Source organism: Arthrobacter sp. FW306-04-A, from assembly GCF_044358315.1.
Classification (GTDB): domain Bacteria; phylum Actinomycetota; class Actinomycetes; order Actinomycetales; family Micrococcaceae; genus Arthrobacter.
The window spans coordinates 3,396,624-3,417,622 of the sequence record NZ_CP084559.1; the positions used below are offsets into that span (position 1 = coordinate 3,396,624).

General features: G+C 63.4%; 21 protein-coding genes and 2 tRNA genes. 7 read left to right on the top strand and 16 right to left on the bottom strand.

The window, feature by feature from the left end:
* Positions 1 to 565 precede the first annotated feature (565 nt).
* Positions 566 to 883 carry a hypothetical protein gene (locus tag LFT43_RS15775; RefSeq protein ID WP_395798302.1) on the bottom strand — a complete coding sequence of 106 codons (318 nt, stop codon included), beginning with the start codon at positions 881 to 883 and terminating at the stop codon, positions 566 to 568.
* 585 nt (positions 884 to 1,468) lie between these two features.
* On the opposite strand from LFT43_RS15775, the gene LFT43_RS15780 reads away from it, so the two are divergent.
* Both LFT43_RS15780 and LFT43_RS15785 read left to right on the top strand, forming a co-directional pair.
* Complete coding sequence (locus LFT43_RS15780) at positions 1,469 to 1,762, top strand: tyrosine-type recombinase/integrase (protein ID WP_395798304.1); 294 nt, start codon at positions 1,469 to 1,471, stop codon at positions 1,760 to 1,762.
* On the top strand, positions 1,759 to 2,343 hold the full coding sequence (locus tag LFT43_RS15785) for a hypothetical protein (RefSeq protein ID WP_395798306.1): 585 nt from the start codon (positions 1,759 to 1,761) through the stop codon (positions 2,341 to 2,343). The genes LFT43_RS15780 and LFT43_RS15785 overlap by 4 nt, the downstream gene beginning before the upstream one ends.
* Positions 2,344 to 2,435: 92 nt before the next feature.
* Here LFT43_RS15785 and LFT43_RS15790 read toward each other — a convergent pair.
* Both LFT43_RS15790 and LFT43_RS15795 read right to left on the bottom strand, forming a co-directional pair.
* A tRNA-Met gene (locus LFT43_RS15790) sits at positions 2,436 to 2,509 on the bottom strand.
* A gap of 62 nt (positions 2,510 to 2,571) precedes the next feature.
* A tRNA-Thr gene (locus LFT43_RS15795) sits at positions 2,572 to 2,643 on the bottom strand.
* 163 nt (positions 2,644 to 2,806) lie between these two features.
* Between LFT43_RS15795 and LFT43_RS15800 the strand changes: the two genes are divergently transcribed.
* A complete protein-coding gene (locus tag LFT43_RS15800) occupies positions 2,807 to 3,091 on the top strand; it encodes a hypothetical protein (RefSeq protein WP_395798308.1) in 285 nt (94 codons plus the stop codon).
* A 54-nt stretch (positions 3,092 to 3,145) separates the two neighbouring features.
* On the opposite strand, the gene LFT43_RS15805 is transcribed toward LFT43_RS15800, so the two are convergent.
* From LFT43_RS15805 to LFT43_RS15825, 5 genes are all read right to left on the bottom strand, one after another.
* Positions 3,146 to 3,568, bottom strand: a complete 423-nt coding sequence (locus LFT43_RS15805; RefSeq protein ID WP_395798310.1) for a LysM peptidoglycan-binding domain-containing protein — start codon at positions 3,566 to 3,568, stop codon at positions 3,146 to 3,148.
* 168 nt (positions 3,569 to 3,736) lie between these two features.
* A complete protein-coding gene (locus tag LFT43_RS15810) occupies positions 3,737 to 5,965 on the bottom strand; it encodes a DEAD/DEAH box helicase (protein WP_395798312.1) in 2,229 nt (742 codons plus the stop codon).
* A gap of 427 nt (positions 5,966 to 6,392) precedes the next feature.
* Positions 6,393 to 7,055, bottom strand: a complete 663-nt coding sequence (locus LFT43_RS15815; RefSeq protein ID WP_395798314.1) for an MOSC domain-containing protein — start codon at positions 7,053 to 7,055, stop codon at positions 6,393 to 6,395.
* A gap of 21 nt (positions 7,056 to 7,076) precedes the next feature.
* A complete protein-coding gene (locus LFT43_RS15820; protein WP_395798316.1) occupies positions 7,077 to 7,751 on the bottom strand; it encodes a response regulator in 675 nt (224 codons plus the stop codon).
* Positions 7,748 to 9,232 carry an ATP-binding protein gene (locus LFT43_RS15825; protein WP_395798319.1) on the bottom strand — a complete coding sequence of 495 codons (1,485 nt, stop codon included), beginning with the start codon at positions 9,230 to 9,232 and terminating at the stop codon, positions 7,748 to 7,750. Before LFT43_RS15825 ends, LFT43_RS15820 begins: the two co-directional genes overlap by 4 nt.
* A gap of 91 nt (positions 9,233 to 9,323) precedes the next feature.
* Between LFT43_RS15825 and LFT43_RS15830 the strand changes: the two genes are divergently transcribed.
* Entirely contained in the window at positions 9,324 to 10,508 is a 1,185-nt protein-coding gene (locus LFT43_RS15830) for an acyl-CoA dehydrogenase family protein (protein WP_395798321.1), read from the top strand.
* 14 nt (positions 10,509 to 10,522) lie between these two features.
* Here LFT43_RS15830 and LFT43_RS15835 read toward each other — a convergent pair whose 3' ends face one another.
* The 4 genes from LFT43_RS15835 to LFT43_RS15850 all read right to left on the bottom strand — a co-directional run bounded on the left by LFT43_RS15835 (position 10,523) and on the right by LFT43_RS15850 (position 15,165).
* A complete protein-coding gene (locus LFT43_RS15835; RefSeq protein ID WP_395798322.1) occupies positions 10,523 to 11,887 on the bottom strand; it encodes an MFS transporter in 1,365 nt (454 codons plus the stop codon).
* Positions 11,884 to 12,453: a winged helix-turn-helix transcriptional regulator gene (locus LFT43_RS15840; protein WP_395798324.1), complete on the bottom strand. Its 570-nt coding sequence runs from the start codon at positions 12,451 to 12,453 to the stop codon at positions 11,884 to 11,886. Before LFT43_RS15840 ends, LFT43_RS15835 begins: the two co-directional genes overlap by 4 nt.
* Positions 12,454 to 12,601: 148 nt before the next feature.
* The gene (locus LFT43_RS15845) at positions 12,602 to 13,765 is read right to left on the bottom strand and encodes a cystathionine gamma-synthase (protein WP_395798326.1); all 1,164 of its coding nucleotides are present in this window, start codon (positions 13,763 to 13,765) and stop codon (positions 12,602 to 12,604) included.
* Positions 13,766 to 13,779: 14 nt separating this feature from the next.
* A complete protein-coding gene (locus tag LFT43_RS15850) occupies positions 13,780 to 15,165 on the bottom strand; it encodes a cystathionine beta-synthase (protein ID WP_395798328.1) in 1,386 nt (461 codons plus the stop codon).
* A 135-nt stretch (positions 15,166 to 15,300) separates the two neighbouring features.
* Between LFT43_RS15850 and LFT43_RS15855 the strand changes: the two genes are divergently transcribed.
* Positions 15,301 to 15,738 carry a VOC family protein gene (locus LFT43_RS15855; protein WP_395798330.1) on the top strand — a complete coding sequence of 146 codons (438 nt, stop codon included), beginning with the start codon at positions 15,301 to 15,303 and terminating at the stop codon, positions 15,736 to 15,738.
* A gap of 75 nt (positions 15,739 to 15,813) precedes the next feature.
* On the opposite strand, the gene LFT43_RS15860 is transcribed toward LFT43_RS15855, so the two are convergent.
* Entirely contained in the window at positions 15,814 to 16,215 is a 402-nt protein-coding gene (locus LFT43_RS15860; protein ID WP_395798332.1) for a VOC family protein, read from the bottom strand.
* A gap of 148 nt (positions 16,216 to 16,363) precedes the next feature.
* Here LFT43_RS15860 and LFT43_RS15865 point away from each other — a divergent pair, with 148 nt between their 5' ends.
* Positions 16,364 to 17,344 (top strand): DNA-3-methyladenine glycosylase family protein, encoded by a 981-nt coding sequence (locus tag LFT43_RS15865; protein WP_395798334.1) that lies wholly within the window; start codon positions 16,364 to 16,366, stop codon positions 17,342 to 17,344.
* Positions 17,345 to 17,354: 10 nt separating this feature from the next.
* Here LFT43_RS15865 and LFT43_RS15870 read toward each other — a convergent pair whose 3' ends face one another.
* Positions 17,355 to 18,314, bottom strand: coding sequence for a hypothetical protein (locus LFT43_RS15870; RefSeq protein WP_395798336.1), 960 nt, complete (start codon positions 18,312 to 18,314; stop codon positions 17,355 to 17,357).
* Positions 18,315 to 18,445: 131 nt separating this feature from the next.
* Positions 18,446 to 20,119 carry an AMP-binding protein gene (locus tag LFT43_RS15875; RefSeq protein WP_395798338.1) on the bottom strand — a complete coding sequence of 558 codons (1,674 nt, stop codon included), beginning with the start codon at positions 20,117 to 20,119 and terminating at the stop codon, positions 18,446 to 18,448.
* A 102-nt stretch (positions 20,120 to 20,221) separates the two neighbouring features.
* Here LFT43_RS15875 and LFT43_RS15880 point away from each other — a divergent pair, with 102 nt between their 5' ends.
* Entirely contained in the window at positions 20,222 to 20,500 is a 279-nt protein-coding gene (locus LFT43_RS15880; protein ID WP_395798340.1) for a putative quinol monooxygenase, read from the top strand.
* 98 nt (positions 20,501 to 20,598) lie between these two features.
* Here the strand turns inward: LFT43_RS15880 and LFT43_RS15885 are convergent, their stop codons facing one another.
* Positions 20,599 to 20,970, bottom strand: a complete 372-nt coding sequence (locus LFT43_RS15885; RefSeq protein ID WP_265981735.1) for a co-chaperone YbbN — start codon at positions 20,968 to 20,970, stop codon at positions 20,599 to 20,601.
* Between the last annotated feature and the right edge of the window lie 29 nt (positions 20,971 to 20,999).

Here is a 20,999-nt window from a genome sequence, read left to right on the forward strand (position 1 = left end):
ATTTACGGGCCACAGGTCGTTATTGGCGTTCGTGAAGTCGGCTTCGCACGCTGCACTGCTCACGTCCTTGCAGTCGGAATAGGCCGGGTTCGCGCCCAACTTGGCCAGAGCTGACTTCGTTCGCTCCACAAGGGGCTGAATTTCCGGCGGCGCAGGAGACAGGGCTGTTAGATCCCGCGCCGCGCCCGTGGCGTCCGAGGCTAAGTCTGACACTACGGCGGCACATTTCACGGCGGGAGCCGAGCTTTTTCCAGCGCGGATATCCCTGTAAGCCGTAGCGCAGTCGGTGAATGTCAGGAAGTCCGATCCCCACTTCCGCTGGTGGTCAGCGATGACTGCTCCAAAGGCTGCCACCGTGCCCCCGGTCTTGGTAGAGGGTGGGGATGATGCCACATTAGGCGAAGCAACTTGGGCCGCCGCGTTGGATGCGGATCCAGCAGCTTCTGGGCTGGAGCATCCCACAAGCAGCAGCGCGCCCGCTACGGTGATCAAGAGTGCATTTCTCATGCGTCCCCAATAGTGATTCCGGTGGTTTCGAACTAGGAGCTTGGCCGATCGCTGACGACTAAGCACCAGCAATTTCGTTACCAATGACGTGGCCGGTCGTAGTCTGTTTGGCCAGAAGAGTTCGCGCCCTATCCAGTCGCTTGCCCATTCCCGACTTCTCCATAACGTCGGTCCGATGTTCCGGCGCGATATGGGACGCCCACCGTTCTAGCAGCTTGATTTCCAGTTCATATCTGCTCATTTTTCTGGCGATGATGCAGCAATCGTCGATCCAGGCGGGGGCTGGCGCCCGCCACTCGATTGGATCCTGTTGCCACATGGGGTCACGTTCCGCCGCGGCCGCACACTCCAAGGCCAGCGTTAGAGCTTCATCCAAGCGACCTTCTCGCTTCAGATCAGAGATTGTTGGCCCCCAGTAGTGGTAGGACTCGCCTCTAACCTCAATGAGGGCCTCGCTAACGGCTCCATCACTAATGTGGGATTCCCGAATATCGTGGAAAAGCTGGCGATGATCTTCGTCCCTTGCAAAGCGACGCTCTGCAGGTGAGGTTAGTTCCCCACCCACGGCCTCCCCAGATGAGACTTCGTTGCCTTGATTGCCGTCTGACTGCCAGCTCCCTATTCCCACAGCGCCCCCTAGTGCCGGTATTGGTCCCCAGCAGACTCTAGGGCGTTGCCGGGCACTTGCGCTAGGGATGGGTTCCCTGACCGGCCGATGATGCGCGCTCGCTGCTCAGCACTTACTTCACCGTGGAGGCGTACCACTCTCCGCCCGCAGCAGTCGGCACAGCACCCCCGTTCCGGCTCCGGCAATCCCTGCGAGGGACGCGCCGCCTTGATGCTGTCCCTTATATGTGATTCTCAATATGCTGGCACCAGCCGGTCAAGTTGATCGACCGTTGGGGAATATTGCATATGAAGTCTGTCCTAGAAATCAGTGCTGGGGCGTCAAATCTCCGCAATGGGCAACGTCAACGACGTTGTGTTCCCGTCCGCCCTCGGCACGCTCCGGGATCCGTCTGCGGTGCACAAACAGTGGCGCACGGTCCGCAGCTGCCTCAAGCTGGACTGGGTGACCTCTCACACTTTCCGGAAGACCCTGGCGACCCTACTGGACGCGCAAGGCCTCTCAGCGCGTGTTGGCGCCGACCAGCTCGGCCACGCCCAGGTATCCATGACGCAGGACGTCTACATGGGTAGGAAAGCGATTCACACAGAGGTAGCCGACGTTCTCGATAGGGCAGTGAGCAAATGATTCTTGTTGATGTTATCCATATCGTCTCAGCAGCAACACTAATGACGCCGCCGCCGCTTCCCACCTCACCACCGAGCCCGGACACTCTCCAGAGCATAGCGCCCCACCTCATCGGTCCATCGGCCGTGGCAACCACTACCGCGACTGCAAACGCAAACTCGTCCGCCTCCGGCGACATTACCCCAACCAGTCTTCTGACAGTGGTCGTTGCAGTCGTGACCGGCGTGCTCAGCGCTCTAGGTACGGCCTGGGTCCAGAACCTTCGGGCCAAACATGAGAGACGGAGCGCTCGCCTTGCGGCCCTCTGGAACTACCACAGGGTTCTCACTGGTGTTTCGGCTAGCGTTGACAAGTTCTACGGTGAAGACATGGAACTATACGGAGAAGGCGCCGTAGACTCTCAATTTGCGACTGCCCGGAACGATGCCTACCCACATTTTCATGTCTTCCCGAAAGAGGACCAGGGCAGGCTTCGCTACCCTACCATCGCCGACTACAGCCAACCAGGGGAACTGAAGGACCACGTCGACAAGGCGATCCGGGTTCTCGAAGCGTATCTCGAAAAGAACTCCAAGGAATGACCCGAACTATTGAATTCGTTGGGTTTCCATTGGATCAGGTACTTAAAACAGCAGCAGGCCAGAAGCGAAACGCCTCTGACCTGCGGAAACTGTAGCGGTGGGGAGGCTCGATCTCCCGACCTCACGATTATGAGTCGTGCGCTCTAACCAACTGAGCTACACCGCCATGAATGAGAAAAACCTGTGCCAAGCCGGTCAAAAACCGCCTTGACACAGGCCCTCATTCCGAGCCCCCCACCGGAATCGATCCGGTGACCTCGTTCTTACCAAGAACGCGCTCTACCACTGAGCTAGGGGGGCAACGAGTAAATACTCTACCGGACGATTTCTCAGGCTACAAATCGGCTGCCGGACGGGGAAAAGTGTCGTCGACACAATTTGCAAAGGCCCCCTCCTGATGCCCTTCCCTCCCAACCCGGTCACGCGTAAATTGGAACGGGGGTGGCCTCAAGGAGGTTCTACCATGTATGCAAGGGTTAGCAACTACGCCTTCGACGGCGATGGAGAAGCGCTTCGGAAGGGGTTCGATGACGCTGTCGAACCCCTCAAACAACTCGCGGGCCTCACAGGCGCGTATTTCTTGTTGGACGCGGATTCCAAGACAGCCATAAGCATCACGCTCTGGGATACCAAGGAAGCTCTAGAAAGCAGCGTCGAGGCGGCCAACCGGCTCCGCGCCGACGCCACACAGCCCTCGAAGGCCACAATCGAATCCGTGAAGCACTACGAGGTAACAAACAACGTCTAGCAGCGAAAGCCAACCGTCCCGCGAAAGGTCGCTACGCGGCCAGAGCAAGGTCCCCTAGGGGAGGCGGAGCACCTGGCCCGGGTAGATGTGGTCCGGATTGGGCACGGTATCTGCGTTCACTGCGATCAGGGCATCCAAGTCAACACCGAACTGCATGGCGATGCCACTAAGGGTGTCGTCTGTCTCCACCACTACTTCGGTCACCCTCCCTGCGCTGGCTGCGGGAGCACTCGCGCTAGCAGCCTGCTCCGATAAGGCATCGGCCGAAACGGCGTCTGGCTCCTCGGATGCCGCCGCCGAGGCGTCTGGCTCCGCAACTGCTCCTGCATCGCCTGAGGCGTCCGGGCCGGGACTTTGGACCGTCTCCCTCGCTGAAGGTTCTACCGCCTCCTGCGGGGCCTCCGGAGCCCGTGGGGAGGCCTTCGGTTCTGCCTTGTCGAAGCCGAGCTTCTTCTTCAACCCATCAAGGAATCCCATTTTGGCCCTTTCCACATCCGCGGACAGCCCGGGAAGAGCCGCAACTAAGCCCTTCCGCAGCAAAACCGATCCTACGGACACGGGCAGGCAGTTCCAAGAGTTTGGGTTAAACAGCCAGAGGCCGGCTCGAAAGCCGGCCTCTGGCCGAAATCCAGGAACTAGTCCTGTTTACCACTTGCCCTTGCGGTTGAAATCGCGGTTGCCCGCGTCGCCGCCAGTGCGCGGCTTGCGTGCACCGTTGCCGCCGAAACGGGAATCACTGCTTTGCCCGCGGTCGGCGTAGCTGCCCGTCCCGGTACCGGCGCTGCTGCGCTCGCTATAGGAACGGCCGCCACGGTCAGCGGAGGAACGCTCGCCACCGGCGTAGCCGGCACGGTCGCCTTCAGTCTTGCGGAACTCCTTTTTGAAGCCACCGTTGCCCTTGAAGTTGCCACCACGGTCTCCACCTGAGTAGCCACCACGGTCTCCGCCGCGGCTGCCACCGGAGTAACCGCCACGGTCGCCACCGGAGTAGCCGCCACGGTCGCCACCACGGTCAGAGGCCGGCTTGCGACCGTTGTCCAGTTCGAGGTGGATCAGTTCGCCGCCGATCCGTGTGCGGGACAGGGCACGCAATTGATCGGGGCTCAGGTCAGCCGGAAGCTCCACCAGGGAGTGGTCCGAGCGGATGTCGATGCCGCCGATCTGTGCCGAGGAGATGCCGCCTTCGTTGGCAATGGCGCCAACGATCGAACCCGGCATGACGCGCTGACGGCGTCCGACCGCGATCCGGTAGGTGGCGTTGCCCTCGGTCAGGGTGCGGGTCGGGCCACGTGAACCGAAGCCGTCCTTGGAGCGCTCGCGCTTCTGGAATTCCGGTGCAGCCGGCAGTTCCTTGACCAGGAGCGGCTGGCCGCCCTGTGCCATGACGGCCAAAGCGGCAGCGATCTCCGAAGCCGGAACGTTGTGCTCCTCCTCGTAGGAGGAGATCAAGTCACGGAACGCCGCAACGTCCTCGGATTCGAGGGTCTCGGTGATCTTGTCCGCGAATTTCCCCAAGCGCAACGTGTTGACCGTCTCGGCGGTGGGCAGGTGCATCTGCTCAACCGGCTGGCGGGTGGCCTTCTCGATCGAGCGCAGCAGGTACTTCTCCCGCGGCGTCATGAACAGGATGGCGTCTCCGCTACGGCCCGCACGGCCGGTACGGCCAATGCGGTGCACGTAGGACTCGGTGTCGTGCGGGATGTCGTAGTTGACCACATGGCTGATGCGCTCAACGTCAAGGCCACGGGCCGCGACGTCGGTGGCCACCAGGATGTCAATGCGGCCTTCCTTCAGCGCGTCGACAGTCCGCTCACGCTGCTGCTGCGGGATGTCGCCGTTGATGGCGGCAGCCTGGAAGCCGCGGGACTTCAGCTTGTCGGCGAGGTCCTCGGTGGCCATCTTGGTGCGCACGAAAGCGATGACGCCGTCGAACTCTTCAACCTCAAGGATGCGGGTCAGCGCATCGAGCTTGTGCGGGCCCATGACCTGCAAGTACCGCTGGCGGGTGTTGGCGCCCGTGGTGGTCTTGGACTTGACCGAGATCTCGGCAGGGTTGTTCAGGTACTGCTTGGACATGCGGCGGATCTGGCTCGGCATGGTGGCAGAGAACAGCGCAACCTGGCGGTCTTCCGGAGTCTGCTGGAAGATCTGCTCAACGTCCTCGGCGAAGCCCATGCGGAGCATCTCATCGGCTTCGTCCAGTACCAGGTACTGCAGTTCGGACAGGTCCAGGGAACCCTTGGAGATGTGGTCGATCACACGGCCGGGGGTACCGACAACAACCTGCGCACCGCGGCGCAGGCCGGCAAGCTGCGGGCCATAGGCCGAGCCACCGTAGACGGGGAGAACTGTGAAGTCATCAATGTGCTTGGCGTACGAGGTGAAGGCCTCGGCAACCTGGAGCGCAAGCTCGCGGGTCGGAGCGAGAACCAGGGCCTGGGTCTTGCGGGACGGGCCGTTGAGGTCGTGGAGTTCGGCCAGGCGGGACAGTGCCGGTACTGCGAATGCTGCAGTCTTACCGGTGCCGGTCTGGGCGAGGCCCACGACGTCGCGGCCTTCGAGCAGCAGCGGAATGGTTGCTGCCTGGATCGGGGACGGCTTCTCGTAGCCGACGTCCTGCAGGGCCTTCAGAACGCGGGGGTCGATTCCGAGGTCGACGAAGCGGATGCCCTCTTCCTCTTCTTCGGCAGGGGATTCGGCGGGAGCCGGAGCCGCGGCAGCCTCAACAGGCGATTCAGCTTCGGCGGGCGCTGCGGCCTCGATGAACTCAGCGGCAGGAGCTTCGGCGGCTTGGGGGGTTTCTACTGTCTCGACGGCGGTCTCTGCTGTTTCGGCAGACTCGGCGACGAACGGGTCGTTCAGGTTTTCGGGCATAGGGAAAGTTTCCTCATCCATAGGGGGCCAGTCGGCGCGGCCCGGTTGGGCTTGGCCGCAGTACACGTTGCGTGCAAAAGAACCACGAGGCTCTGGTGCTCGCAAGAAGTCCGGCGCTGTCGCAATCCCATGGCAGGACTTCCCGCTGCATCTCTTGGCTGCTATCTCAGCAGTCTGTACAGCGTTTTCTTCGCCCGGCTCTCCCTATGAAACTGCCCGCACACATTTTGCGGGCCCCAACACTGACCAGTCCTGCCTCAAGAATTGGGCAGGAAAAAGGGATTTCCGGAGTGGGGGATATTCCAAGTGTAGGGCACAGATTGCTCCCGTGGCGACTTAACTGCCGACGGCGACGGTGAGCTTGCGCACAAACCCGCTCCGAGCGACCTCAGGACCGCCCTTCAGGACGGCCGTCCGAGGGTAGTTTTCAGGCGTCCACCCCGTTGCGGCGGATGAGTTTTTCGAAGGTGTCGTGGTAGTCGGATTGCAGCAGGACTTCGCCATCCGCCTCGGCGTCGAGCAGCAATTGCATGTCTTCCAGGTTGGGGTTGCTGAACCACTGCCCCACTGTGATGCCATGTTTCGGCACGAAAAGTTTGTGGATGTAGTCCCCGGCCGAAATGGTACCGGTCTTCACGACGCGCAGGTAGGTACCGACCCGCCCTGCTTCCGTGAAGCGCTTGACCCACTGTGGTTCATTCATGCGGCGCTGGAACGTTGCGCACGGCACCCGCGGGGATGTGACCTCAACTTCGACGTCCAGGCCGATCTTCCAGCGTTCGCCGATCACGGCACCGCTGGTCTCGATTCCGGCAACGCGCAGGTTTTCCCCAAAGATACCGGGAGGCATGTCGCGTTGGAGTTCCGTCGCCCAGTAATCGGCATCGGCCTGGGAGTATGCATAGAGCGCTTGGTCCTCGCCGCCATGGTGGATCCGGCTGGCCTGGATGTCTCCATGGACCCCCAGCTTGTGGACCTTCACCGGACCATCAACGGGTCGCTTGTCAATGGCCGTCACCCCGACTGACCCTTCGGGATCAGGCAGGAGCTCGTGCACCCGGCAAACAGCAAGCAACGATGCGGTATCCATGGATACAGTCTACGTACGCAGCTACGGATCGAAGCGATAACCCATGCCGGCCTCGGTGTGCAGGTGGCGGGGTTGAGCGGGGTCGCGCTCGAGTTTGCGCCGGAGCTGGGCAATGTAGACCCGCAGGTATTGGGTTTCCTTGGCATAGGCCTGTCCCCAGACCTGGGTGAGGATCTGCTGCTGGCTGACCAGGCGGCCGGCGTTGCGCACCAGCAATTCCAGGATGTTCCATTCCGTGGGCGTAAGCCGCACTTCGGCGCCGTCCTTGGTGATCTTCTTTCCGGCCAGGTCAACCAAGAAGTCCGCGGTCTGGAGCGTCGGCACCTCATGCCGCGGAGCTGCCCGGCGCGAGGCGGCACGGAGCCTCGCCAGGAGTTCATCCAGGCCGAAAGGCTTGGTGACGTAGTCGTCGGCGCCGGCGTCGAGGGCTTCCACTTTGTCTTCCGAACCGTGCCGGGCGGACAACACAATGATGGGCATGGTGCTCCAGCCCCGAATGCCCCTGATGACATCCACGCCATCCATATCCGGAAGGCCAAGATCCAGCACCACAATGTCCACGGGCTGCTGCGCGGCGGCTTTGAGCGCGTCCCTTCCGTTGCCGACGCTGATGGCACGGTAGCCGTGTGCATGGAGATTGATCTGCATGGCCCGGGCGATCTGGACCTCATCTTCCACAATCAGCACCAGGTTCATGGCCGACCTCCCGTCCACAACGGGAGCGTGACCACCATGGTCAGTCCGCCTCCCGGCGTCGCCTCCGCCATGAGCGTACCGCCCATCGCTTCCGTGAACCCTTTGGCGACCGCAAGCCCCAGCCCGATTCCGGTGCGCCCGTCCCGGCTGGAGGGGGAATCATCGAGCCGTTGGAAAGGCTGGAACAGCTCCAGCACGGCCGCGGGCGCGATGCCCCGGCCATGATCCATCACCCGCAGTTCACTGGCCGGCCGTCCATCCACGGCGATGCCCGCGCCCGCGCGCGCCACCAGCACAACATCGGATTCCGGCGCGTACTTCACTGCGTTCTCCACAAGGTTCGCCACGACGCGTTCCAGCATCCCGGCGTCGGCTTCTACATACGGAAGGTTGGCCGCAAGCTCATTGCGGATGCGCTCCGCTGGCACGCCGCGCAAAGCCTCCGGCAGGATCTGGTGCCAGCCCAGGCCGCGCAGCAGCGGGTTCACGGCATCGGCGGTGATGCGGGACATGTCCAGCAGGTTGTCCACCAAGTGATCGAGGCGGTCGGCATAGTCCTCGATGGTGGCCAACAGTTCACGCTCGTCCTCGGGAGCAAATGTCACGTCTTCCTGGCGCAGGCTGCTGACGGCAAGCTTGATTCCGGCCAGCGGAGTCCGGAGATCGTGGGAGACTGCGCGCAGGATGGAGGTGCGCATCTTGTTGCCTTCCGCCAGGCGCACGTTGTCCTGCCTGCTCCTGACCAGTTGCTGGCGATCCCGCACGGCCACCACGAAAGCGCCGAACGCGGCGAGCATGCGGCGGTGCTGTTCGGAAAGGGGACCGCCCCGGAGGAGCAGCGTGTAATTGGGATCGACGACGGCGGCATGGTCAGCGGCCGCATGCGTCACCGGCGGCTCGACCCCGGAGCTTGCGAGAACCCGCCAGTTTTGTCCGGTACCTTCCAATGAGCCGGCGGTGGAGAGCAGCGTCACCGCCTCCATGCCGAGGTTGACGCGGATCTTGTCCAGGAAAGACTCGAGGCTGCCGTCCGAGCTCAGTATACGAAGAGCCAATTCGCTGAGGGCTCTTGCCTCGGCGCCGGAATGCGCGGCTTCCTGGGCCCGTCGGGTGGCCAAACCGACGGCGAGCGCCACGCCGCACGCCACAGCAAGGAAGATGACCAGAGTGAAAAGCGTGGCGGGATCCGCGATGGATAAGGAGCCCACCGGTTCGGCCGAAAAATAGTTCAAGAGCATGCTGCCGAGGACGGCGGACACCACGGCCGGCCACAATCCCCCGATAGCGGCGACGGCAGCTGCGACAGCCAGTTGAAAGAGCATGATCATGGCGAAGTTCCGGTAGTCCAGCAGGGATACCAGGACTTCGATGGCGACAGGAAGCAGCAGGGCCAGGACAAGGCCGGCCAGTATGCGGCGTCGCCCGATCCCCTCGACTGCCGGTAGCGGCAGTCCTGTTCCGTTCACTTCCGCCGCCGCCATGGCTCAATTCTGGCACGGGGTGGCCGCCGGCCGCGCCGGCGTCGGCGGTCACAGCGGACTCCGGGGAGCATGTCCGGCCTAAGATGCTGGCATGAGCCATTCAACGACGAATACCTCCGATGTCCTGGCCCTCGAATCGCTCTTGAGCAGCGAGGAATTGGAGCTTCGCGAGAGAGTGCGCGACTTTACGGACCAGCGCATCAGGCCAAACATCGCGCGGTGGTACGAGGACGCCGTCTTCCCACGGGAGCTACCCGCGGAACTTGGTGAACTCGGTGTCCTTGGAATGCACCTGGAGGGCTACGGCTGCCCTGGCCGGACCGCCGTCGAATACGGCCTTGCCGCGATGGAACTCGAGGCTGGCGATTCCGGCATTCGCACTTTCGTGTCCGTCCAAGGTTCGCTCGCCATGACCGCCATCCATAAATGGGGCAGCGAAGAGCAGAAGGAACAATGGCTCCCCCGCATGGCTGCCGGCGAACTGATCGGCTGCTTCGCGTTGACGGAGCCGACGGCGGGTTCGGACCCCTCGTCGATGGCTAGCCTTGCGCGCCGCGACGGCACGGGCGACGACGCGGCCTGGGTGCTGGACGGTTCCAAGCGCTGGATCGGGATGGCATCGATCGCCGACGTCATGGTGGTGTGGGCGAACACGGACGACGGGATCCGGGGTTTCCTGGTTCCGGCAGGCACGCCGGGGGTCGCCGTGACTCCCATCGAAGCGAAGCTCTCCATGCGCTCCTCCATCCAATGCGATGTGGTGTTCGACGGCGTCCGGCTGGGTCCGGAGGCGCTCCTCCCTGGTGCCCAAGGGCTCCGGGGACCGTTCACTTGCCTCAACGAGGCCCGCTACGGCATCGCTTGGGGCGCCATGGGCGCGGCCCGCGACTCTTACGAGGCAGCGCTCGAATATGCCGGAAGCCGCATGCAATTCGGCAAGCCCTTGGCCGGGTACCAGTTGACGCAGGAAAAACTCGTCAACATGCTCTTGGAGATCCAGAAGGGCACTATGCTGGCGCTGCATCTGGGACGCCTCAAGGATGCGGGCAAACTTCGGCCGGAACAGATCTCCATGGGCAAGCTCAACAATGTTCGTGAAGCCATCAAAATCGCGCGCGAAGCCCGCACCATCCTGGGTGGCAATGGAATCACGCTGGACTACCCGCCATTGCGCCATGCCAACAACCTGGAATCGGTGCGCACCTACGAAGGAACAGACGAAGTACACACCTTGATCCTGGGCCAGCACATCACGGGGATCCCGGCGTTCCGCTAGGAATCGCCAGTGCCCTAGGCTGCAACCGGGACGGGTTCCTTCTTCCCGGCGTCCTTGCGGATCGTGGCGCTGATGACGGCCGCCACGGTGCACATCGCGGCGGCGCCGATCCAGGCGTAGGTGTAGTGGCCCGTGGCGTCGCGGATGTAGCCCGCGAGGAGTGCGGCCACCGCTGCCCCGAGCTGGTGCGCGGCGAAGACCCAGCCGAACACCACCGAGCCGTCGGCCCCGAACACCTTGCGGCAGATGGCCGCTGTCGGGGGCACCGTGGCCACCCAGTCGAGGCCGTAAACCACCACGAACAGGATCATGCTGGGTTCCACCGTGGAGCCCAACAGCACAGGCAACACCAAGAGGCCGATGCCGCGGAACTGGTAATACACCGCCAGGAGCACCTTGGGGTTGAAGCGGTCCGTCAACCAACCCGAAGCGATGGTGCCCACGATGTCGAAGATCCCGACGACGGCCAGCAAGCCCGCCGCGGTGGTTTCCGGCATTCCGTGGTCGTGAGCCGAGGGAATGAAGTGGGTGCCGATCAGTCCGTTGGTGGTGGCACCGCAGATGGCGAAACCGGCAACAAGGGCCCAGAAAGTGCGCACTTTGCTGGCCCGCTTGAGCACCTGCAGTGCCCGAACGGCTGCGTTGGGCGCCTTGGCGCTGGCAATCGCTGTACCTTCAGCTTCGGTGACGTCCGCAACCTCGGCGGCTTCCGCCGTCGTCGGCTGCTCTTCTTCGGCGCCATAGGGTTGAACCCCGACGTCGGCGGGTGAGTTTTTGAGCCAGCGCAGCACGAGCGGCACCACGGCGAGCGCTCCGGCAGCGATGAGCAGCGAGGCGCCGCGCCAGCCCGGGTTTTGGGCGAGGACAGCGATGAACGGCAGGAAGACCAACTGGCCTGCTGCGCTGCCCGCCGTCAGGATGCCGATCACCAGTCCGCGGCTCTTCGAGAACCACGTGTTGGCGATACTGGCGGCGAAGACCAACGCCATGGATCCGGTGCCGAGGCCAATCAGCACGCCCCAGGTCAGCAGGATCTGCCAGGACTGGTTCACGAACACAGTCAGCGCGGAGCCGAGGCCAATCAGGCAGAGGGCGATCGAGGTGACAGCACGGATGCCGAAGCGTTCCATGAGCGCAGCGGCAAACGGTGCCGTGAGCCCGAACAACACCAGGTTGATGCTGACGGCGAGGGACAGGACCGTGGTGGACCAGCCGAACTCCTGCTGCAGCGGTACCATCAGCACGCCGGGTGCGGCCCGGAATCCAGCTGCGCCCACAAGTGCCAGGAACGCGACGGCCGCCACCATCCACGCGGGGTGAAGTCGCCGCTTCCGCGGGGGCTTGCCAGCGGATAGCTCGGTGAGATTGGGTGCGGTCATGCGGAGGGCTCCGATTCGTTCGGGAGGGCGACTGCGGCAAGTGTCGGGGCTGTGGCCAGTATTGGGGCGGTTGCCAGTATTGGGGCAGTGGCCAAAGCCAACGGGTGTTCAGACCGCGTGAGGCTATGCCAGCTGGTGTTGGCGGCGGTCAGCCGGGACCCGCAATGGGAGCAGGTATCTGCCGACGCGGTCGGCAGCCCGCACCCGTTGTGGATGACCCGCATGTGGGCGTTGTCCGCGGGGGCGTCGAGGTGTTTCTCGGACCAGATGATGATGGCGTTCAAGACCGGCAAGGCATCTTCGCCCTTGATGGTGAGGACGTACTCTTGACGCACGCGAGCACCGTCCGTGTAGGGCCGCTGGGCAAGGAGGCCGGCCTCAAGCAGCCAACCCAGGCGCTTGCTCAAGACGTTATCGGCCACTCCGAGCCGCGTCTTGATGGCGTCGAAGCGTCCGTTGCCGAAGAAGACCTCCCGCAGCACCAGGCTTCCCCAAGGGTCGCCGAGGATGTCAAGGCCACGGGCCAGGCTGCACGTCCGCTCGGACCAATCGGATCGTAAAGGCATGGCTAGAGAGTAGCTGGCTTTTCTAAAGAAAGCTAGGGTTGTGCGCCATTCCTGACCATGTTTGAACGCAGAAAGGCCGGGACACACGACCGTGGTGGCGTGCCCCGGCCGATCCAATATTCAAAGCAGGTCAGATATTGAGGGGCCTTCAGTCCGTGATGTTGCCGATAGCCCGCTCAAGGTCCGCGATGAGGTCTTCGACGTCCTCGATGCCGCAGGAAAGCCGGATCAGGTTGACCGGAACGGCCAACTCCGTGCCCTTGACCGAAGCATGCGTCATCTCGGAGGGATAGTTCATGAGCGATTCGATGCCGCCCAGGGACTCAGCCAGCGTGAACACCTGGGTGGACTCCGCCACCTTGCGGGCCGCAGCTTCGCCGCCCTTGAACTGCACCGAAATCATTCCGCCGAACTTCTTCATCTGCTTCGCCGCGAGCTCGTGGCCCGGGTGGGAGGGCAGGCCCGGGTAAAGCACGGCTTCAACTTCGGGACGTTCAAGCAACCACTCGGCCACGGCCTGGGCGTTCTCACTGTGGCGGTCCATGCGCACGCCGAGGGTTTTGAGTCCTCGGGTGGTCAGGAACGCGTCCATGGGGCCGGACACCGCGCCGACGGCGAACTGCACAAAGCCGATCTTCTCGGCCAGGCCAGCGTCCTTGACCACGATCGCGCCGCCCACCACGTCCGAGTGTCCGCCGATGTACTTGGTGGTCGAGTGGACCACGACGTCGGCACCCAGGGCGAGCGGGGTCTGCAGGTACGGCGACGCAAAGGTGTTGTCGACCACCAGGAGGGCACCGGCGTCGTGCGCTACTTTGGCGAGCGCTTCGATATCGGTGATCTTCATCATCGGGTTGGACGGGGTTTCCACCCAGACGATGCGGGTTTTGTTCGCCGCGACGGCCGCGGCAACAGCGTCGAGGTTGGACATGTCCACTGGTGTGTTGCCGATGCCCCACTCACCGAGTACGCGGTTGATGAGCCGGTAGGTTCCACCGTAGGCGTCGTTGCCGAGGACGATGTGGTCCCCGGGCCGGGCAATGGCACGGATGAGGGAGTCTTCTGCGGCAAGGCCCGAGCTGAAGCTGTATGCGTGGGTGCCGCCTTCCAGTGCGGCCAGTTGCTCCTGCAGCGCATCACGGGTGGGGTTGGTGCCGCGGCCATACTCGTAGCCGTCGCGCAAACCGCCTATGCCGTCCTGGGCATACGTCGAACTGAAATGCAACGGCGGAACCACGGCGCCGGTGCGCGGTTCGAAGTCCTGGCCGGCGTGGACGGCACGCGTGTTGAATCCTGCTTCGTTTGCAGACATGTGAACTCCTAGTGTCAGTTGCTCAGGTAGGCGAGAAGGTCGTGGCGGGTGAGGATGCCCACGGGGGCTCCGACGAACGTCACCATGACAGTGTCGACGTCGGACAGCAGTTCCCGTGCGGCGGAGATGGTTTCCAGTGAGCCGATCACCGGCAAGCGCTCCCCCATGTGCTCGGAGATCTTGTCGGTCAATTTCGCCTCGCCGCGGAACAGCTTGGTGGTCAACGTGCGCTCGTCGACCGCGCCGAGGACCTCGCCCATGACCACCGGCGGCTCCTGCGAAAGGACCGGGATGTGCGAGACCCCGAATTCGTTCATGATGTTGATGACGTCGCGGACGGTCTCGTTGGGGTGGATGTGGACGAGGTCCGGCATCTCGCCGGTTTTGGACTTCAGAACCTCGCCCACCGAGGCTTCCTCGCCGCCGGAGAGGAAGCCGTAGGAGCGCATCCACTTGTCGTTGAAAATCTTCGCCAGGTAGCCGCGGCCGGAGTCTGGCAGGATCACGACGACGACTGCTTCCTCGCCAAGGTCTTTGGCCACCTGCAACGCGGCAACCACTGCCATGCCGGATGAGCCTCCCACAAGGAGGCCCTCCTCGCGGGCCAGGCGGCGGGTCATCTCGAAGGAGTCCGCGTCGCTCACGGCAATGACGTCGTCCGGCACGGTCTTGTCGTAGTTGACCGGCCACATGTCTTCGCCGACGCCCTCTACGAAATAGGGCCTCCCGGTACCCCCCGAGTAGACCGAGCCTGCGGGGTCGGCGCCGATGACCTTGACCCGGCCGCCGTCGGACTCCGGCCGGCTAGCGGACACGTCCTTGAGGTACCGGCCTGTTCCGGTGATGGTTCCGCCAGTACCGGCGCCGATCACTACGTGCGTGATCTTGCCGTCGGTATCACTCCAGATCTCGGGTCCGGTGGTCTCGTAGTGGCTGCCCGGGGCGGCAGGGTTGGAGAACTGGTCCGGCTTGTAGGCTCCGGGGATCTCGGACACGAGCCGGTCGGAGACGCTGTAGTAGCTTTGGGGACTGTCCGGGGCCACGGAGGTCGGGGTGACCACAACTTCTGCGCCATAGGCCTGGAGCACGGCGCGTTTGTCCTCGCCAACCTTGTCCGGGACAACGAAGATGCACTTGTATCCCTTTTGTTGGGCTACCAAGGCAAGTCCGACGCCGGTGTTGCCCGAGGTGGGTTCCACGATTGTTCCGCCCGGCTTGAGCTTTCCGTCCCGCTCCGCCTCCTCGATCATCTTCACCGCGATGCGGTCCTTGATGGAGCCGCCGGGGTTCACATATTCGAGCTTCACCAGAATGGTGGCCTTGATGTCCCCGGTCACGTGATTGAGCTTGATGAGCGGTGTATTGCCAATGAGGTCCAGGACGGACTGGGCGTACTTCATAGGTACCAAGTTACCGCTTGGTCGGGACTGCCTCTGCGCAGCAGAGGATCCGGCCGGGCCGGGTCGATGCCTAGCCAAGGGAAGGCCTCTCGGGGCAAGCTAGCCGTGACACCCTCCAAGGAAAGGACATGCACCATGGATTGGACCCTCGAAGTGGTTGTGCTCCCTGTGAGTGACATTGACCGCGCCATCGAGTTCTACCGCGACAAGGTGGGGTTCGACCTTGATCACAACACCACCAACGAGCACATGCACGTGGCGCAATTGACTCCCCCGGGCTCAGGATGCTCGATCGTGGTCGGCAGCCTCCCCGCCCAGAATGAGATGGCACCCGGTTCGATGCGGGGACTGCAGCTCGTGGTCGCGGACGCGTGCGCTGCGCGGGAAGAATTGCTCAGCCGCGGGGTCGAGGCCAGCGAAATCACCGTCTTTGACGAGCGCGACGGCGGCACGTTCTTCGGGTTCGCCGACCCCGACGGCAACACTTGGGCAGTACAAGAACTCAAGGTCCGCGCCGGGAAGCCCTTGATTCCAGTGGAGGCCCGCGGGCGCTTCGGGGCGGAACAAGACTGAGGGGGCGGGGCGGGACTGGGCGGAGGGACGGGTCAGCCGGCCCTGGACAATCCCGGACCGGCAGACCCCCCTAGCTCACTCTGGGGTGCTCTCCCCGGCCGGGAGGTTTTCCCACAGGCCCAGGACATTGCCCTCGGTGTCCTTGAAATAGGCGTAGAAACCCATTCCCGGAATGGCATCCTTCGGCTTGACCACCGAGCCGCCCAATCGTTCGATCTCCGCCAAGGCAGTGTCGATGCTCTCCACGTCCACCGTGATCACAGGGGTGGTGAGTTCGCCGGCCCTTGCCATCATCCCGCCGTTGATGGCTCCGGGCTGCGAAGGCATGCTCGTCTTCTCGTCGCTCGGCGTGGTGATGACGATGTTATAGTCCATCTCCGGCATCGGATTGATCTGCCAATCAAACGCCGATTTGTAGAAGTTCCTGGCCCGCTCCTGGTCATCCGCGGGGATCTCAAAGTGCACGATTCCGGCCATATCGTTCTCCTGGATTGCATTGCGAAGACGCGGACGCCCCGCGCCACACGTGGAGTCTAGTCGTCCGGGTTTCGCGGCGTAAGGGCTTCATGGATTGCTTGTTTGGGACATGTCCGCTGTTGTCAGGCGCGCGTGCGACCATGAATAAATGACCATCGTCGATGCCCCACCCGCCGCAGCGGCCGCGGCCGACGCGTCTGTGCGATGGCACCCGGGCGGTCCGTTAGACCTCCTCCAGACCCTTGGGATCCTCATGCGGGGCAACGGCGATCCGTCCTTCGCAGCACGGCAGGACGGCGTGTGGATGGCGTTCACGACGCCGGACGGTCCGGCTACCCTGCGCCTCACCTCAGCCGGAAATGGCCCGGACACGTATGTGGGTGCCCAGGCTTGGGGATCCGGCGCAGCTTCTGCGATCGATTCCGTGCCTGCGTTGCTGGGAAGCGGGGACGACTGGTCCGGCTTTGACGAGGCCGCGTTCCACGCCACCCTTCCGCGAATGGTCAGGGAAGCCCGACGCCGGAACCTCGCCGTCCGGCTGCCCTCCACTGGGCGGGTGGTGGACTCGCTCGTGCCCACGATCCTTGAGCAAAAGGTCACCACCATCGAAGCCCGACGGGGTTACCGCTACCTGATGTACCGGTACGGCACCGCAGCCCCGAGCGCCGGCCGCCTCGCGCCGTCGGGCCTGCTCGTCCCGCCGTCCGCTGCCCAATGGCTGGCCGTTCCTTCATGGGAATGGCACAAGGCCGGCGTAGGTCCCCAGCGTTCGGCAACCGTCATGCGGGCCCTGCGCTCCGCCGTCGCGCTTGAACGGCTCGCCTCGCTCAGCGCAGCGGAAGCCGGAACAAAGATGCAGACCATTCCGGGCATCGGAGTCTGGACCGCTGCCGAGGTTGTCCAGCGGACCCATGGGTGCCCGGACTCGATCGCGGTGGGCGACTACCACTTGGCCTCATACGTCGGCTACGCGCTGACCGGCAGGAAAACCGACGACGCCGGCATGATCGCCCTCCTGGAACCTTGGCGCGGGCACCGGCAGCGGGTAGTCCGGATGCTCGGGCTCAGCGGCTTCCGCAAGCCGACGTTCGGGCCCCGCATGACCATCCAGGACCACCGTGGGCACTAGCAACGCGGGGTCACTCACGGCCCATGTTGCTGCCCGGCATGGGCCGGAAGTGACCCCGCGTTGGCTTAGACCGCTTGACCCGGACAATGAGGCCCCTGAACCCTTCGGCCAGGTCATCGGCGTTGGCCTTGAAGTAGGACCAGCCGGCGCCGGTGAAAGCCTCGTCCCTCCGGTTGTCCCTTGTCTGCTGTTCCCGCGTGAGATGCGGGGCTCCGTCATACTGCACGGCCATCCGGAACCGCCGGTACCCCAGGTCCGCGGACGGCGACCACGGATCGTCCGGATCGAGGCGGAGCTGCAATTCCGGTTCAGGCAGCCCTGCGTCCAACACGGCCAGCCGCAGGAATGTCTCCGGAAACGAGTCTGCTCCGACCCGCATGTCTTCAAGGGCAAGCCGGGCTTTCTCCACGCCTTTCATATTCGGATGCTGCCGGATAAGAAGGCGCAGCCCTTCCTTGTTCGCGTAGGGCTCCGTCCTTCCTTCAAACCCCGGCCGGGGCATGCGGATCAACTGGTCGCCCATGGCAATCACGTACCGCAGCGGCAACTGATGCGCCAGATCAAGCCAAGTCCGGGACGGGGACGACACCGGGATTCCGTCTATTTCCGTGACTTCGCCAGGGAGGATGCGCACTCGGTGTCCCTTCACTCCTGACCTTCGGACCCGCGGAAGCTCATGGGGCTTGCTGAGGTGGACCGTCTCACCGCCGCCCAGCCAGGGAGGAAGGCCGAGCCGAGTCAGTACCGCGGCACTCTCATGGGACACCCAGGCACCCGGTGTTGCCGCTGCAAGGACCCGCGCCCGTTCGGCAAGCGCAAACTCAAGACCCGCAGGCAAGTAGATCAGCCGGCCGCCGTCGGACACGTCCCTGGCCCGGAGCCGCTTCGGAGCGACGCCAAGTACACGGGATTCATAGACTGTGAAAGGACGGTTACTGAGTTCCTCCGGCAGCGGAATGATGCGGACCATGCGATCCAGTTTGTCCGCAAACGGACGCCGGCATGGAGTTATCCACAGGCAGACTTCCAAACAGGGCAACGCGGGGTCACTTACGGCCCATGTTGCTGCCAGGCATGGGACGTAAGTGACCCCGCGTTGGCTCAGAGCCCCAGGCGGGCGATCGCTTCTTCCCGCATGTCGATCTTGCGTACCTTGCCGGACACTGTCATGGGGAAACTGTCCCGGATGTCCACGTAGCGCGGGATCTTGTAGTGGGCCAGCTTGCCGCGGCAGAACTCCTGCACTCCGGCCAGGTCCAAAGCTGCCCCCGGCTTGAGGATGATGCAGGCCATCAGTTCCTCGCCGTACTTTGCATCGGGCACCCCGATCACCTGGACGTCCTGGATGGCGGGATGCCGGTACAGGAACTCCTCGATTTCGCGTGGATAGACGTTCTCGCCCCCGCGGATGACCATGTCCTTCATGCGGCCCTCGATCGCGATAAAACCGTCAGGGTCCATCCGGGCGAGGTCACCGGTGTGCATCCAGCCGTCGTCGTCGATTGCCTCGGCGGTCTTCCCCGGCTGATCCCAGTACCCGGCCATCACGGCGTAGCCCCGAGTGCACAGTTCGCCGATCTCACCGCGTTCCAACGTTTCGCCGGTGCCAGGATCAACAATCTTGGACTCCAGTCGCGGCATGGTGCGCCCCACCGTGGTGGTCCGCTGCTCCAGCGTGTCGGCCGCAAGGGTCATGGTGGACACAGGCGAGGTCTCGGTCATGCCGTAGCAAATGGCCACATCCCGCATGTTCATCTCCTCAATGACGCGCTCCATCACCTCGATGGGGCACAGGGAGCCTGCCATGACGCCGGTGCGCAGCGTGGAGAGGTCATAGGACGCGAAATCGGGCAAAGCCAACTCGGCAATGAACATGGTGGGTACGCCGTACAGTGAGGTCCCGCCAAAGTCCTGTACGGCTTCCAGGGCGGCGGCTGGTGTGAATCCCCGGCCGGGAATGATGGTGGCGGCGCCGAAGCTGAGGGTGTTCAGGTTCCCGATCACCATTCCGAAGCAGTGGTAGAACGGCACCGGCAGGACCACGCGGTCGCGTTCCGTGTAACCCAGCAGCCTGCCGATCTGGTTGCCGTTGTTGAGGATGTTGTGGTGCGTAAGGGTGGCGCCCTTGGGGAACCCGGTGGTGCCGGAGGTGTACTGCAGATTGATGGGATCGTGCGGGTCGAGTCCCGCCATGCGCGCCTTGAGCGTTGAGGGAGCGACGTCGTCCGCCCGCCTTAGCAGCTCGGCGAAAGTCAGCTCCGCTGCGCTTTGCGGCACACCGGCGTCGAGCATGTCGAGTCCGAAATCGGGAAGGAAAACGAGCTCCCGGAGCTCGAGGCAACTGCCTAAAGCTTCGCGGGCCATGGCCACATAGTCGCTGTTCTTGTCCGATGGTGCGGCCACCAGCATCCGCATGCCGTTCTGGCGGACCACGAATTCGAGTTCGTGGCTGCGGTACGCAGGGTTGACGTTGACCAGGATCGCCCCCACCTTCGCGGTGGCGTATTGCAGGATGGTCCACTCGGCGCAGTTCGGGCTCCAGATACCCACTCTGTCACCCTTGGCGACGCCCGTCGCGAGCAGCGCACGTGCGAGCCGGTCGACGTCGTCGTTCAGTTTTTCGTAACTCCAGCGCCGGGCCTCCCCGCCGGGCACGGGAGCTGCTTCTATGAGCGCGTCCCGCAACGGGAACTGCGCCGCTATGCGCTCAAAGTTGGCGCCGATTGTCTCTTCAAGCAGCGGGACGTCAGTGTCCCCGGCTGTGTAGGAAAGCATGAACGCACGCTACCAACTACGCCGGTCCAAGAGAAGGCTTTTGCTTGGAAGTCCTACAAAATATTTCGGGGGCTTGCCCGGCCAGCCGGTAATGTGAATCCCATGAGTGCACCCATTGACCTGCAGGCCACGTTCATTCCCAACGATGGCGAATTCTTCCGCGTTAAGCTCGCGCTGGAAATCGCGATCGACGAGGTGGTGAATGAGCCGGGCTGCATCCGTTATGAGCTCACCGAAGCCAACGACGACAAGCTGGTCCTGACCGAGCAGTGGGCCTCCGAGGAACACCTCGACATCCATTCCAAGGGCATCGCGGTCCAGGACCTCAACGAATCCCTCAGCGCGCTGTTGGCAGAACCGGTCAAGCTCGACCGCCTCTAACTGGCATCGGCTGTTCCCCGCCGGAAAGCGGGTGGGCCCACGCCGGCACCGTTCCCCGGCCGAAGCGAAGGCGCCTGCGGGGACGGCCGATGCTGTTTCTAGGAGTTTTCGGCGCGCTGCTTTGCGATGTGCGCGTGGACCTCATCCATGTCCAATCCCTTGACCGCCTCAATGACCTGCTCCAGCTGGGGTCCGTTCAGTGCGCCCGGCTGGGAGAACACGAGGACCTTTTCGCGGAAGGCCATGAGCGTGGGGATGGAGGAAATGCCGGCTTCGGCGGCGAGCTGCTGCTCCGCCTCGGTGTCCACCTTGGCGAAGAAGACATCGTCATGTTTCTCGGAAGCGGCTTTATACGTGGGGGCGAACTGCCTGCAAGGGCCGCACCATGCTGCCCAGAAATCCACCAGGACAATGTCATTGCCCTCAATGGTCGATGCGAACTGCTCGCCGGTGATGTCAACTGTAGCCATGCTTCCACGGTACGCGACCGCGCCATCTA

Coding starts and splice junctions, on each gene's coding strand:
- LFT43_RS15780 (WP_395798304.1), top strand. CDS start 1,469: ATGGGCAACGTCAACGACGTTGTGTTCCCGTCCGCCCTCGGCACGCTC.
- LFT43_RS15785 (WP_395798306.1), top strand. CDS start 1,759: ATGATTCTTGTTGATGTTATCCATATCGTCTCAGCAGCAACACTAATG.
- LFT43_RS15800 (WP_395798308.1), top strand. CDS start 2,807: ATGTATGCAAGGGTTAGCAACTACGCCTTCGACGGCGATGGAGAAGCG.
- LFT43_RS15805 (WP_395798310.1), bottom strand. CDS start 3,568: ATGGGATTCCTTGATGGGTTGAAGAAGAAGCTCGGCTTCGACAAGGCA.
- LFT43_RS15810 (WP_395798312.1), bottom strand. CDS start 5,965: ATGCCCGAAAACCTGAACGACCCGTTCGTCGCCGAGTCTGCCGAAACA.
- LFT43_RS15815 (WP_395798314.1), bottom strand. CDS start 7,055: ATGGATACCGCATCGTTGCTTGCTGTTTGCCGGGTGCACGAGCTCCTG.
- LFT43_RS15820 (WP_395798316.1), bottom strand. CDS start 7,751: ATGAACCTGGTGCTGATTGTGGAAGATGAGGTCCAGATCGCCCGGGCC.
- LFT43_RS15825 (WP_395798319.1), bottom strand. CDS start 9,232: ATGGCGGCGGCGGAAGTGAACGGAACAGGACTGCCGCTACCGGCAGTC.
- LFT43_RS15830 (WP_395798321.1), top strand. CDS start 9,324: ATGAGCCATTCAACGACGAATACCTCCGATGTCCTGGCCCTCGAATCG.
- LFT43_RS15835 (WP_395798322.1), bottom strand. CDS start 11,887: ATGACCGCACCCAATCTCACCGAGCTATCCGCTGGCAAGCCCCCGCGG.
- LFT43_RS15840 (WP_395798324.1), bottom strand. CDS start 12,453: ATGCCTTTACGATCCGATTGGTCCGAGCGGACGTGCAGCCTGGCCCGT.
- LFT43_RS15845 (WP_395798326.1), bottom strand. CDS start 13,765: ATGTCTGCAAACGAAGCAGGATTCAACACGCGTGCCGTCCACGCCGGC.
- LFT43_RS15850 (WP_395798328.1), bottom strand. CDS start 15,165: ATGAAGTACGCCCAGTCCGTCCTGGACCTCATTGGCAATACACCGCTC.
- LFT43_RS15855 (WP_395798330.1), top strand. CDS start 15,301: ATGGATTGGACCCTCGAAGTGGTTGTGCTCCCTGTGAGTGACATTGAC.
- LFT43_RS15860 (WP_395798332.1), bottom strand. CDS start 16,215: ATGGCCGGAATCGTGCACTTTGAGATCCCCGCGGATGACCAGGAGCGG.
- LFT43_RS15865 (WP_395798334.1), top strand. CDS start 16,364: ATGACCATCGTCGATGCCCCACCCGCCGCAGCGGCCGCGGCCGACGCG.
- LFT43_RS15870 (WP_395798336.1), bottom strand. CDS start 18,314: ATGGTCCGCATCATTCCGCTGCCGGAGGAACTCAGTAACCGTCCTTTC.
- LFT43_RS15875 (WP_395798338.1), bottom strand. CDS start 20,119: ATGCTTTCCTACACAGCCGGGGACACTGACGTCCCGCTGCTTGAAGAG.
- LFT43_RS15880 (WP_395798340.1), top strand. CDS start 20,222: ATGAGTGCACCCATTGACCTGCAGGCCACGTTCATTCCCAACGATGGC.
- LFT43_RS15885 (WP_265981735.1), bottom strand. CDS start 20,970: ATGGCTACAGTTGACATCACCGGCGAGCAGTTCGCATCGACCATTGAG.